This is a genomic window from Desulfovulcanus sp. (assembly GCF_982781345.1).
On the sequence record NZ_CEYAEZ010000001.1, the window covers coordinates 17,817 to 30,755 of the forward strand.

A 12,939-nucleotide genomic window follows, 5' to 3' on the forward strand; every position below is an offset into this window, starting at 1 on the left:
TATAGAGAAATGACGAAACAGAAACTTGAACTATAGCCAAAACTTTCATACTTTTGAGGAGCCATGAATTTTCCTGGCCCGGAACCGAAAGGAGTTCTAAATGAGAATTTTCTACAACAATCTTTTGAAAGCAGTCCTGGTTTTACTCATTTTCCTGATTTCTAATTTTTTTAATTTCTTTTCTTGTTATTTTTCAGTCGCGTGGGCAGGTAAGGTTTTTGATCTGGATGCAGCAATCCAAAGGGGACTCGAGTATAATCCAAGCCTACAGGCCATTAGGGAAACTTTACTTGGAGCTGAGCAAGGTATCAAGTCCGCCAAAGGCGCGTTTGGACCAAGTTTAAGTGGAAGCTATACTTACACACAGTTGGATCATGGGCCCAGACAGAACGCGGTATTAAACTTGAATATTCACCAGCCACTGTTTACCGGGTTTAATCTGCTAAGTAACTATGAGAAGTCACTTTTAGCCAGGGATCAGGCCCAATTGAACCTCAAACAGGCCAGGCTGCAGCTCAGCTTTGATATCCGAAACACTTTTTTTGACCTGTTAAAGGCCAAAGAAAATGTTAAAAGTGCACGTGCCGGTTTAGAGCGGTTGCGATCGCACCTAAAAGTCAGCCAGGCCTTTTATGATGTTGGGCTGAAACCCAAATTGGACGTGCTTCAGGCTCAGGTAGAAGTAGCTGAGGCAGAGCAAAATTTATTGGCAGCCCAGAATGCTGTCCTTACCCAGAGGGCGAAACTCAACTCTTTACTTAATATAAATGTAAACGAAGATGTCCGTTATAGTGGAAATCTTGAGTTTTTGCCCTTTACTTTTACTCTTGAGGAGTGCTTGGAAAAAGCCAGAAAAAATAGACCTGACTTGAAGCTTGCCGAGAAAAGCATTCTGATCGCAAGCAAAGAGAGTAAGATTGTAGCCAGTGGCTTTTACCCTCAGATTGGAGCGGACTTAGATTATTATCGTTATGGGGATGATTTCACGGTTTCTGGCAGTAAATATCAGCGTACAAGCGAATGGAAGGCCGGCGTCAACTTACAATGGAAGTTTTTTGAATGGGGAAAAACATATCATACCTATAAGCAGGCAAGACACGCAATTTTCAAACTAGAGGCCGAATCCAAAAATTTACGAAACCAGGCTTCTTTTGAGGTCAAGGCTGCTTATTTAAAGATAAAAGAGTCTGCCCAAAGGATCATTGTGGCTAGGAAGGGCTTGGAAGAGGCCAGAGAGAGTTATCGTATGGCCAGGGTCAGGTATGAGGCACAGGTAGGGACAGGTACGGATGTCCTGGATGCCCAGGCCGACCTGGCCAGGAGCGAGGCAAACCTGACCCAAGCCCTTGCCGATTACCTTAAGGCTATAGCCAATATTCACCTGGCTATGGGAGAAGAAGTTGGGAAGTTGGGAAGATGAGAAGTTGGTTCCAATTAACCAGCCCTCCGTCTTACCTTTTTTTCTGCCAGATAAGCCAGCTCGCGTAATCTTTTATCTACGGCCCAGTATATAGATCCTTTAGTAAATCCCCCTTTTTTCAAACGTCGGCCAGCTTTAACCCCGGTCAGAATCTCCATAGCCTGCTCTATATTTTCTACTGCATAAATATGGAATTTCTTTTCCTTTACAGCAAGGACTACTTCTTCTTTGAGCATCAAATGAGTAATGTTATCTTTGGGGATGATAACTCCCTGCTCTCCGGTGAGCCCGCGGCGTTTACATACCTCAAAGAAACCTTCCACCTTCCTGGTCACTTCTCCTACGGCCATGATTGCCCCTGATTGGCTCATTGCCCCGGTAAAGGCCAGTGAAAGGTTGATGGGTATGTTTGCCAGAGCAGATAAGAGTGCTGCCAGTTCGGCTCCTGAGGCGGAATCGCCATCTATCTGGGCATAGCTTTGTTCGATACACAAACTGCCAGCCAGGACTAGAGGTTTGTCCTGGGCAAACAGGTTTTGCAAATAGCTTTTTAAGATCATCATCCCTTTGGTGTGTATGGGACCTCCCAACTCCGCTTCCCGCTCCAAATCTATAATACCTCCATGGCCGACCCCAACTGTACAGGAAATCTGGTGAGGCAGGGCAAGGACAAAGTCGCCAATAGAAGTCACAGACAGTCCATTGGCCCGCCCGACAGCAGACCCTTTTGTCTGTACTTTGATCAACTCGCGGTCATAATCAGAAAGAAACTCTTCTTCATAAAGATTTAACCTGTGTTCCCTGGCTTTTAAGGCCTTGCGTACCATCTTGGCATTTACCTTTTTCTTGTTTTTAAGAGCTGCGTAGGCATCTGCTTCAACCATTACCTCCCGCATCTCCGAAAAATGTAGTGATAACCTTTGCTGATCCTGGGCTAGGCGCGAGGAGTAATCTACCAAGACAGCAAGCCCATCTCGCGTAAAAGGCTTTAGCTGATTTTCACGGGCCATGCGTGTCAGTATTTGTACATACTTCTGGATATTTTCATCGTTCCTGACTACATTGTCTTGCAGGTGGGCTTTGATTTTAAATAATTTTCGAAAGCGTTCATCATTTTCTAATAGAAGATCATACAGTTCGTCCGAGCCAATGATGATTACTTTTAGTTTTAAGGGGATAGCCTCTGGTTCGATGGTCTTGGTCCGGATTAGATCGTAGTGTTCAGCCGGTTCATCCACACTGGACTTTCCTGCCCGTAAACAGCGAAGCAGTCCTTCCCATGTCGATGGATGTGACAAAATATCTTCTGCCCGAACGATTAAATAACCGCCATTGGCCCGGTGGATACTTCCGGCCTTGAGCAGGGTGAAATCCGTATAATAGGTACCTAGTTCTGTTTCTCTTTCTATACAACCTAGTAGATTAAAATAAGAGGGGTTGTCTTCAATAATAATAGGGGCACCTTTCTGACTTGAATTATCTACAAATAAATTGACCTCATAGCGATGAAAAAAATCTTCTCCGCCGCCTAAAATTTCCTGGGCGTGTTCTTGAGACTGCGTCTTGGGCCGGAACTGATCCAGATTGTCCAGGATGTCTTTTTTTAGAGAATCAAAATATTTTTTAAGCCTTGGAATACCAGCGTATTTTTTTCTAATTTTTTTTAAAATAAGATCAATCTTTTCTCCTGCAATTTCTTGGTCTAGCTTTTTCTCACTTTCGCGCAGGTCCTGTTCTTCTTTGGTAATCTGCCTAGAGAGCGCAAGGAGTGCCTCCATAATTTTATTACTTTGGGTTTTTAGTTTTTTCTTAACGTCCGGGTCGAGGCGCTCGAATTCATCAGGGGTTAAAACTTTACCTTCCATAAGCGGATAAAGGGTCAGAGCACCATCTTCCATATTTAAACTGAAGCCACTCAAATTGGCATGCTCTTCCATGCGGTCTAGCAAGTTATCCCGGGCAGCATTAAATTCCTTGATCAGGCGATCATGACGCTGCACGTAGTTGTCCTGTTCAAAGGCAACAGGTATGGCTTGGCGAATTTTTTTGATCGCCTTTGCTAAATCACGTTTGAGTTCCTTGCCCTGGCCGGGAGGAAGACTTATGGCTAGGGGCCTGTCCGGATCATCAAAGTTATACACGTAAATCCAATCAACTGGGGTTTCTCCTTGCAAAGCTCTAGGTTTTAAAAAACTGGATACAAAATAAGTCCGCCCCAGTCCTGGTTCACCTGAGAGATAAACGTTGTAACCTTTTTTTTGAATATATAGTGCAAGCTCTAAGGCTTCCAATGCCCTTTGCTGATAGACAACGCTTGATGGGTAAGAGGGCTTTGTGCTCTCTGCAAAGTTAATTTTCTTGGGGTTTAACTTCACACGTAAGGATGTGGGCCCTAATGTGTTCTTAATGATCATTTTTCTCCTCAAATTTTAGGAACCTTAGTTCGTGAGTCCGGGATTTTTTCTCGTTGATTTGGTCCCTTGCACTCGAAGACTTAGTTCTTTAAGCATAACTTTTTTTAGACGCAAGTCCGCATTTTTTAAGTTAATCGAGTGGTGAAGATACCAAGTATAAACTTTAAAAAAATTCGGGAAAAGCCAAAACACTCATTGACTTGGATAAAATTTCTGTGTTAAGCGCTGAACACATTGTGAATGAATGAACGAACTAACTTTAGCTCGAAGGAGCTTATTTAAATGTTCTTTAAATTGAAAGACAAGGCCTTGTGGCAGACTTTAAGCAAGGCAAGTCTGATCGGGATTCACTTGGTAACCTGCACTTTTGTGGGGTTGCTCATAGGTTTCTACCTGGATAAATGGTTGGGCACCAAGCCATGGTTCCTAATCGCTTTCCTGGTCTTTGGCATAGCTGCTGGATTTAAAAATATGTATCAAGAAGTAAAAAAAATCCAGGATGCGGAGAAGAAAGATGCTCGCCCGGGCAAATAGAAAAATTGAGGGCTTCTTTTATAAACGAGGGGTGGAGATTCCTGAAATACGCACTCTCTTGCGCAATCAAATTTATCTGACATGGACGGGTATTGTAATTGCCCTTATATTTGGTCTGACCAGCTGGGCCTTTGAGTTTATCGTTGGTGCCCTGCTGGGAGGGATCAACTTCTACGCCCTGGCAAAGATTGTTCAACAATTGATCTTTGTTAGACGTGGGGCCGTTGTCTCTCTGTTGGTCAGTTTTTATTTCCGCCTTTTGTTTACTGGAGTTCTATTGTATACAGTCATTGTCTTTTTTAAAGCGAATATTGTAGCCCTGCTTTCTGGGCTAAGTGTAGTAATAGTCAATATTTTAATCTTTGGCGCAACTTTAGTTGGTCAAAAATTTAAGGAGGCATAATCAATGGCAGGTGGATTACATCCGGTATTTTTGTTGGAAGAGGCGGTAAAATTCCTGGGGTTGGTCGATGCCCACGGTAATAGTCTTATCCCGAACAATGTACTTTATTCATGGGCAATAATGGCCGTGCTTATCTTTTTTGGCTGGATGGCAACCAAGAAGATTTCTCTGGTCCCTAAAGGGGTGCAAAACTTTTTTGAGTTTATTATTGGGTCGTTAGAAGATTTTGTTGTCACTAACATGGGGGAAGAGGGACGAAAGGTTTTTCCTGTCCTGTGCACACTTTTTATATATATCTTTTGCTGTAATGTTGGCGGATTAATTCCTGGCGGTGATGCACCTACAGCCAACATCAATACGAATGCCTCAATGGCTCTGTTTGTCTTTTTGTACTACAACTATTGGGGCTTCAAGCTACACGGAATAAAGTACATCAAGCACTTTATGGGTCCATACTGGTGGTTGGCTCCAATCATGTTCCCCATAGAAATTGTAAGTCATTTGGCCCGTCCACTGTCTCTTACATTGCGGCTTTTTGGAAACATCATGGGTGAAGATATAGTTCTGGCCCTGCTTTTTATCCTGGCTCCAATTGTATCAACCTTGCCCATGTATTTCTTGTTCATGTTAGCTGATTTTATTCAGGCTTTCGTGTTCTTCATGCTTTCTATGCTCTATCTCAAGGGAGCTTTTGAAGAAGCACATTAATTTTTGAATTGGTGAGTAGTTGAATGGTTTATGGTTTAATTGAAAGACGATCCTTCCCGTCTAAGCGAGTTGACCAATAAACCGAATTAACCGAATAAACTATTCACCAACGTCATTATGTCGGGGGAAATGGTCTTTTGACCGAAAAACTATATAATAGGAGGATTTTGTATCATGCGTAAGGCTCTTTTTACTATCCTAAACACTGTTGCTTTCATCGCATTGGCCAGTGTAGCTTTCGCTAGCGAAGCTGCCCCTGAGGTAATCTCTTTGACCTCTATTGCTACAGCTTTGGGCATGGCTTTGGCTGCTGCTGGTTGTGGTATTGGCCAGGGTCTTGGTCTGAAGGCTGCTTGTGAAGGTACAGCCCGCAATCCTGAAGCCAGTGGTAAAATTACTGTTACCATGCTCATCGGTCTGGCCATGATTGAGTCTCTGGCTATTTATGCCTTGGTTGTTAACCTGATTCTTCTCTTTGCTAACCCATTCCTTGGATAATCAAGGTAAGTAAAAAACGGGGGGAGGCAGGGGTCTCCCCCCGTTTTTTTCTGTAAAAAAAGGTTTAAATTTCACTCACTATGCAGATAAAAAAAGAAAAAATACCTCGGGCGACCATTACAAGGCTTGCTCTTTATGTCCAAGAACTTGAAGTACTGGAGCAGCAGGGTGAAAAGGTCGTCTCATCTGAGAAACTGGCTAGATCATGCGGGGTAAATCCATCACAAATCCGTAAAGATTTGGCCTATTTTGGAGAATTTGGTGTCCGGGGTGTTGGCTACTATGTTCATGAACTCAAAGAAGCCATCAAGCAGAGTTTAGGTCTGGACCGGATTTGGAATGTAGCCCTGGTCGGGGTAGGAAATCTCGGGAGAGCCCTTTTACGCCATAATGTTTTACGTAAAAGAGGGTTTGTCATTGTTGGAGCCTTTGATTGCGACCCTTTTAAAATTGGCGAAGAAGTGGCCGGCTTGGAAGTAATCTGTTCCAGCAAACTTCCAGAAAAGGTTAAAGAATTAAATATAGAAATCGGCATTATTACCACTCCTCAGGAACGGGCTCAAAGAGCAGCCAATTATCTTATTGAAGCTGGTGTCAAAGGTATAGTAAATTTTGCTCCTGCGAGGATAAGTGCTCCTGAAAATGTCGCAGTTGAATATGTAGACTTTATCCACCATCTTTTTTCTGTTGCCTTCCAAATTTCTCTCAATCAAAGCAAGGGAAAATTCAAATAAATACATTTTGCCCTTAAAAAGTTTTTTTATTTTAGAGAATTATCCCAAATTTTTTTTCCTTTTTTTTTCTCTTGTCAAAATTAAGCCTCTGGGCTATAAATGTCGGTCTTTTGAGATTTAAGGAGGTAAGTATGAAAAAAGATATTCATCCCAAAGTCTATGACACTTTAGTTAAATGTTCTTGCGGTTACCAATTTGAGTCCAAGTCTAGTGCTGGTAAAGAAATACATGTTGAAATCTGCTCCAATTGCCATCCCTTTTTTACTGGCCAACAGAGATTTGTCGACTCTGCCGGGCGTATTGATCGTTTCAAAAAGAAATACGCAAAGTTTGCCCAAGAAAAAGAGTCTGAATAATATTTTTTATGTCCAAATTATCCATAGGCGGGCAGGCAGTCATGGAGGGCGTGATGATGCGCTCTCAAGACAGGCTGTCTATTGCTGTGCGTGAGCCAAGTGGGAAGATTTGTGTTGAGTGTAGACCGTGGCTTGGTTTCAGTCGCTTTAAATGGCAAAAAAAACCATTTGTACGTGGATTTTTTGTTCTTTTAGAGACATTGGTCAATGGAATAAACGCCTTAAACTTCTCAGCACAAAAAGTATATGAGGAAGAAGGCGGAGAGATAAAGCCCTGGGCACTTTTTTTGACCGTCAGCTTGTCAGTTGTCCTGGCTCTGGGTATTTTTGTTATTCTGCCTCATCTGCTCTCCCTTGGAATGAAGGCCTTGCATTTGGGTGGTGATGTTAATAGCCTCTCCTTTCACCTATGGGATGGTCTTTTTAAATTTGTTCTTTTTTTGGCGTACATCATTTTGATATCTTTTTTGCCCGATATTAAACGTGTGTTTCAATATCATGGGGCAGAGCACAAAGTGATTCATGCCTATGAACAGGGAGCAAAATTAATACCTGCTGAGATAAAACACTTTAGCCGCCTTCACCCCAGATGCGGGACAGCTTTTCTGCTTTTTGTCCTCTCAATAAGCATTATAATCTTTACATTTATTGTACCTTTATTTTTAAATTTTTATACTCCGGGCTCCACTGTTTTTAAACACATATTAATTTTGTTTGTAAAATTTCTACTCATGATACCTATAAGTGGTATAGCCTACGAAATTATCAAAATTGCCGGTAAAAAAAATCATGAGATGTGGTGTAAACTATTTTGTCTGCCCGGGCTATTTTTGCAACTTCTGACTACAAAAGAGCCAAGCGAGGATCAATTAGAAGTAGCCATAGCGGCTCTTCGTGCTGCTTTAGGTAAGGATGACTTATGCTCGCAAAATTAGAAAGTATCGAACAAAAATTTATCGAACTGGAGCAACAGCTTAGCTCGCCAGACATTTTTAATGATCATGAAAAGTATAAAAAAATTTCAAAAGCTCATTCTGAGTTAACCGAAATAGTCACAACATTTCGTCAATACAAAAAAGTTCTGTCTGAAATAGAGGAGAATAAAGAGCTTTTAAAAGACAACGATCCTGAGATCAGAGACCTGGCAGCAGCCGAGCTCGATGGACTTAAAGAAAAAAAGAGAGAGCTAGAAGAACGTTTAAAAATTTTACTTATTCCCAAAGACCCTCTGGATGAAAAAAATATTATATTGGAAATCAGGGCTGGTACGGGAGGCGAAGAAGCTGCCTTGTTTGTGGCGGACCTTTTCCGCATGTACAGTAGATACGCTGAATCCAAAAGATGGAAAGTAGAAATAATGGATGCCAATGAAACCGGGACAGGTGGTTTCAAGGAGATAATCGCTTCCATATCTGGTCAGCAAGTTTATAGTCGGTTGAAATATGAATCTGGCGTACATCGGGTACAGCGTGTTCCGGTTACTGAATCACAGGGTCGTATTCATACCTCAGCTGTAACCGTGGCAATACTGCCTGAGGCTGAGGAAGTAGATGTAAAAATTGAACCTTCTGATCTGCGCATAGATGTGTTCAGAGCTTCTGGGCCAGGAGGGCAGAGTGTAAATACAACAGATTCAGCTGTCCGTATTACACATATTCCTACAGGAATTGTAGTCTCATGTCAGGATGAGAAATCCCAGCATAAAAATAAGGCCAAAGCCATGAAGGTCCTCCGCTCAAGACTTTTGAAAATAATGGAAGAGGAACAAAAGAGGGAATTGGATGCCAGTCGCAAGGCCCAGGTAGGAACCGGTGATAGATCAGAAAGAATACGTACTTACAATTTTCCCCAGGGGAGGGTTACGGATCACCGTATCAACCTGACCCTTTATAACCTTGATGCCATTTTAGAGGGTAAACTGGATGATATTATCGACCCTCTAATTCAACATTTTCAGGCTGAAGCCATCAAAGAAGGTGTGACCGTTTAACTTGTGCGCTCCATATCCGAAGTTCTGGCCCAGGCTCAGTCTTATTTAAGTATCAAAAACATTGACTCCCCTAGGCTATCAGCCCAACTCCTGCTGGCTCATGTTTTAGGGTGCAGTCGCACTGACCTTTATACCCGCCCTGACCGCCTCTTAAATCCAGACGAGTACAAACTTTTTTTTGAGTTAATAGATCGCCGGGCCCAAGGGGAGCCTGTGGCTTATATCTTGGGTCAAAAAGAATTTTATAGCCTTAATTTTAAAGTAAATCCCCACGTACTTATCCCAAGACCAGAGACAGAAACTATTATTGACCTGGTCTGCGATTTTTTTCCCAAAGAGAAGAAAATAATTTTTGCAGACCTGGGCACCGGAAGCGGATGCCTGGCCATCACCATAGCCTATCTATATCCTTTAAGCTTAGGACTGGCTATTGATATCAGTACTCAGGCATTGAGAATCGCAATGTTAAATGCCTCCCAACATAAGGTTCAAAATAGGCTAGCATTTATTTGTGCAGACCTTGGAACAATTCTCAAGCCGTGTTCTCTAGATCTTATGGTCACCAACCCTCCCTATATTTCTGAACAAGAATTTTCCAATTTAAGTCATGAAGTAGCTAAGTTCGAGCCGCAACAAGCTCTGCTGGGTGGTCCCACAGGTATTGAATTTTATGCAGCCATTGAAAGGCAGTCCAAGCAGTGTTTAAAAGCAAAGGGTATTCTTATTGCTGAAATGGGCTATAGACAGAGTAAAGAAATCCGGAAGATTTTTTCATCATGGTCTGATGTTCAGATTGTAAAGGATCTGGCTGGGCATGACCGGGTATTGGTAGCCCGGGTTTAAGTTTTTGCGATAACAAAGAAGGTTAGGTGGCAAAGTGCTTAAAAGGTCAAAAGGAAAAGAAACTAACCTTTTGCTCAATAGACCCATCTATTGTTGTTTAAAAACAACAATAGAAAAAAAAACAACAAAAATAATGATTACCGCTTGATGAAAGTTTAATAAAATCAGTGAGTTGCCTCTGGCACTATTGTTGCTTGTGAGAAAAACGGAGGCTGATAATGAGACAAAAGACAATCAAAAGAGATATATCTTGTTCAGGGATTGGGCTGCATAGTGGGAAAAAGGTCACTCTGACTTTGAGACCAGCTCCCGAAGATACAGGCATCATTTTTGTGCACAAGGGAGAGCAAGGGAAAACGGTTATTTCTTTGTCACCGGACAAAGTTATCTCTACTGGCCTGGCCACGACCATAGGGCATAATGGTGTGCCTATCGCCACAGTGGAACATCTCTTAGGGGCCGTATATGGGCTTGGCTTAGATAATTTATATGTTGAGGTTAGCGGAGAAGAGTTGCCTATCATGGATGGGAGCGCGACAACTTTTGTCTTCTTGCTCCGCTCAGCCGGAATTAGAAAGCAAGGTAAGCCCAAAAAAGTTCTTGCTTTTACTCGGGCGGTCAACTTTAAAGATGGCGATAAGTGGATCAAAGTCCAACCATACCAGGGTTTTAAAGTAAAATACATCATAGTTTTTGATCACCCCATGATTGGGCGACAGGTGTTCGAGTTTAAACACAGCCCGGAAAATTTTATAAGAGTGGTAGCCAAAGCCAGGACCTTTGGCTTTCTTAAAGATGTTGAGAAATTACAGCAGTTGGGGTTGGCTTTGGGTGGTTCTCTGGACAATGCAGTGGTCCTGGACGACTATGGCGTTATCAACCCTGAGGGCTTACGTTTTGAGGATGAGCTGGTTCGCCACAAGGTTCTGGATTTCATTGGTGATATGGCTGTTATGGGGTTGCCTTTATGGGGAGATTTTGAAGTGCATTGTTCGGGACATGCTTTCAACAATGCTTTTCTTCGTTTTGTGCACAAACACCAGGATGACTTTCTCAAGTTGATCGAGCTTAAAACGCAAGAACAGTCCAAACAGTCCGAGCAAATTCTTATACCTCAGCCAGAACCAGCCCTTGCTTAGTTTGGAAGATAAAAGATTAAAGACAATCTGAGATTTGAAATTAAAAATTTTGAGAGCTCACAGTTGGCACCTTCGGGTGCCTTTTTTTTTGCCAGTTAAAAATTTGTCTTCAAAAGAAAAAAAGTATATTTTTGTTTGAGATAATGATTTAAGGCTCAATTGGCTTTATATCATAGAGTGCATCCCGTTCTCGAACTGTAAATTTCTAACTTTTATTGTTGAGAGGTAATTATGCGAAGTCATAAAATGACCAAAGGACTGGAAAAGGCCCCGCATCGTAGTTTACTTCATGCCCTTGGCTTGACCAGAGAGGAAATGAATCGCCCCCTGATCGGTATTGTTAATTCAGCAAACGAGATCGTTCCCGGTCATTTACATTTGGACCAGATAGCCAGGGCGGTTAAGGCTGGAGTACGTATGGCCGGTGGTACACCCATTGAATTTCCGACCATTGGTGTTTGTGACGGCCTGGCCATGAACCATGAAGGCATGCGTTTTAGTTTACCCAGTCGGGAACTAATTGCTGATTCCATAGAGATTATGGCTACTGCCCATCCATTTGATGCCTTAGTCCTGATCCCCAATTGTGATAAGGTGGTGCCAGGAATGCTTATGGCTATGCTGAGGCTGGACATTCCCGCTATTCTCGTCAGTGGTGGGCCTATGCTTGCGGGAGAATTTCAAGGTCAACCAGTTGACCTGATTTCTGTTTTTGAAGGCGTGGGGAAGGTCAAGAGTGGCCAAATGGACGAAGATACCCTGGCAGAATTGGAATTAAAGGCATGTCCAGGCTGTGGTTCCTGTTCTGGCATGTTTACTGCAAATTCCATGAACTGTCTTGCTGAGGCCATTGGCTTGGCTTTGCCAGGAAATGGAACCATTCCGGCAGTTTCTAGTAACCGTATCCATCTGGCCAAACAGGCAGGCATGCAGATAATAAAACTTTTGGACAAAAATATTACCCCCCGCAAGATTGTAACTAAAAAAAGCATAGCCAATGCTGTAAGGGTGGACATGGCCCTGGGCTGTTCAACAAATACAGTCCTTCATTTGCCAGCCATATTTGCCGAAGCAGGCTTGAATGTAGATCTGGATATCTTTGATAGGTTGAGTAAGACAACTCCAAATTTGTGCCGTTTATCACCTGCTGGTCAGGATCACCTGGAAGACCTTAACCGAGCTGGAGGAATTTTAGCGGTCATCTCAGAACTCTCCAAAAAAGATTTAGTCAACCTGGATGTGTTAACAGTGACTGGTCAGACGTTAGGTGAAAATCTTAACCAGCTGAAACCAAAAGTACTTGACTATAATGTCATCCGCCCGATTGATGATCCCTACAGTCCGGAAGGAGGCATTGCCATTTTAAAGGGCAGTCTGGCTCCACAGGGTGCAGTGGTTAAGCAATCAGCAGTGGCTACAGAAATGATGGAGCGTACAGGCACAGCCAGGGTTTTTGAGGCTGAAGAAGATGCCGTGTCTGCTATCCTGGGCGGAGAGATTAGCAAAGGGGATATTGTGATCATTCGCAATGAAGGCCCAAAAGGCGGGCCGGGAATGAGAGAAATGCTTACCCCTACATCGGCTATTGCCGGCATGGGATTGGATAAAGATGTAGCTTTGATCACCGATGGTCGTTTTAGCGGAGGAACAAGGGGGGCTGCCATAGGCCATGTCTCGCCAGAAGCAGCAGAAGGTGGTCCTATTGCCGTGGTTGAAGATGGGGACAAAATCCGCATTGATATCCCTAACAGAATTCTGGATATTCTGATCAGTGAGGATGAACTGGAGTCCAGATTGAAAAAAATGACAAAAAAAGAAAAGCCAATCAGTTCACGCTTTTTGCGTCGTTATAGTAAGCTGGCCAGTTCAGCCTCCTCTGGCGCCATGTTCAAGGACTAAC

Annotated in this window: 13 protein-coding genes; 12 read left to right on the plus strand and 1 reads right to left on the minus strand. The window is 42.9% G+C overall.

All coding sequences use genetic code 11. The annotated features are described in order from the left end of the window. Nucleotides 1–100 precede the first annotated feature (100 nt). Nucleotides 101–1,420 carry a TolC family protein gene (locus tag AC3WVG_RS00095; protein ID WP_488796152.1) on the plus strand — a complete coding sequence of 440 codons (1,320 nt, stop codon included), beginning with the start codon at nt 101–103 and terminating at the stop codon, nt 1,418–1,420. 14 nt (nt 1,421–1,434) lie between these two features. Here the strand turns inward: AC3WVG_RS00095 and AC3WVG_RS00100 are convergent, their stop codons facing one another. After that, nucleotides 1,435–3,834 carry a Lon protease family protein gene (locus AC3WVG_RS00100; protein WP_488796153.1) on the minus strand — a complete coding sequence of 800 codons (2,400 nt, stop codon included), beginning with the start codon at nt 3,832–3,834 and terminating at the stop codon, nt 1,435–1,437. A 282-nt stretch (nt 3,835–4,116) separates the two neighbouring features. Between AC3WVG_RS00100 and AC3WVG_RS00105 the strand changes: the two genes are divergently transcribed. The 11 genes from AC3WVG_RS00105 (at nt 4,117) to ilvD (ending at nt 12,938) form a co-directional block, all read left to right on the plus strand. Continuing rightward, complete coding sequence (locus AC3WVG_RS00105; RefSeq protein ID WP_252380260.1) at nt 4,117–4,368, plus strand: AtpZ/AtpI family protein; 252 nt, start codon at nt 4,117–4,119, stop codon at nt 4,366–4,368. Then, the gene (locus AC3WVG_RS00110) at nt 4,349–4,771 is read left to right on the plus strand and encodes an ATP synthase subunit I (protein ID WP_488796154.1); all 423 of its coding nucleotides are present in this window, start codon (nt 4,349–4,351) and stop codon (nt 4,769–4,771) included. Before AC3WVG_RS00105 ends, AC3WVG_RS00110 begins: the two co-directional genes overlap by 20 nt. A gap of 3 nt (nt 4,772–4,774) precedes the next feature. Further along, on the plus strand, nt 4,775–5,479 hold the full coding sequence (gene atpB, locus AC3WVG_RS00115; RefSeq protein WP_488796155.1) for a F0F1 ATP synthase subunit A: 705 nt from the start codon (nt 4,775–4,777) through the stop codon (nt 5,477–5,479). 174 nt (nt 5,480–5,653) lie between these two features. After that, nucleotides 5,654–5,977, plus strand: a complete 324-nt coding sequence (atpE, locus tag AC3WVG_RS00120; protein ID WP_488796156.1) for an ATP synthase F0 subunit C — start codon at nt 5,654–5,656, stop codon at nt 5,975–5,977. 80 nt (nt 5,978–6,057) lie between these two features. Continuing rightward, complete coding sequence (locus AC3WVG_RS00125) at nt 6,058–6,711, plus strand: redox-sensing transcriptional repressor Rex (RefSeq protein WP_488796157.1); 654 nt, start codon at nt 6,058–6,060, stop codon at nt 6,709–6,711. Nucleotides 6,712–6,842: 131 nt separating this feature from the next. Then, on the plus strand, nt 6,843–7,067 hold the full coding sequence (gene rpmE / locus AC3WVG_RS00130) for a 50S ribosomal protein L31 (RefSeq protein WP_252380265.1): 225 nt from the start codon (nt 6,843–6,845) through the stop codon (nt 7,065–7,067). Between the two features lie 8 nt (nt 7,068–7,075). Beyond that, a complete protein-coding gene (locus tag AC3WVG_RS00135) occupies nt 7,076–8,002 on the plus strand; it encodes a DUF1385 domain-containing protein (protein ID WP_488796158.1) in 927 nt (308 codons plus the stop codon). After that, on the plus strand, nt 7,987–9,057 hold the full coding sequence (prfA, locus tag AC3WVG_RS00140; RefSeq protein WP_488796159.1) for a peptide chain release factor 1: 1,071 nt from the start codon (nt 7,987–7,989) through the stop codon (nt 9,055–9,057). Before AC3WVG_RS00135 ends, prfA begins: the two co-directional genes overlap by 16 nt. Nucleotides 9,058–9,060: 3 nt before the next feature. Continuing rightward, complete coding sequence (gene prmC / locus AC3WVG_RS00145; protein WP_488796160.1) at nt 9,061–9,900, plus strand: peptide chain release factor N(5)-glutamine methyltransferase; 840 nt, start codon at nt 9,061–9,063, stop codon at nt 9,898–9,900. 218 nt (nt 9,901–10,118) lie between these two features. Further along, nucleotides 10,119–11,039 (plus strand): UDP-3-O-acyl-N-acetylglucosamine deacetylase, encoded by a 921-nt coding sequence (lpxC, locus tag AC3WVG_RS00150; protein ID WP_488796161.1) that lies wholly within the window; start codon nt 10,119–10,121, stop codon nt 11,037–11,039. Nucleotides 11,040–11,270: 231 nt separating this feature from the next. Further along, entirely contained in the window at nt 11,271–12,938 is a 1,668-nt protein-coding gene (gene ilvD / locus AC3WVG_RS00155; RefSeq protein ID WP_488796162.1) for a dihydroxy-acid dehydratase, read from the plus strand. Nucleotide 12,939 lies beyond the last annotated feature (1 nt).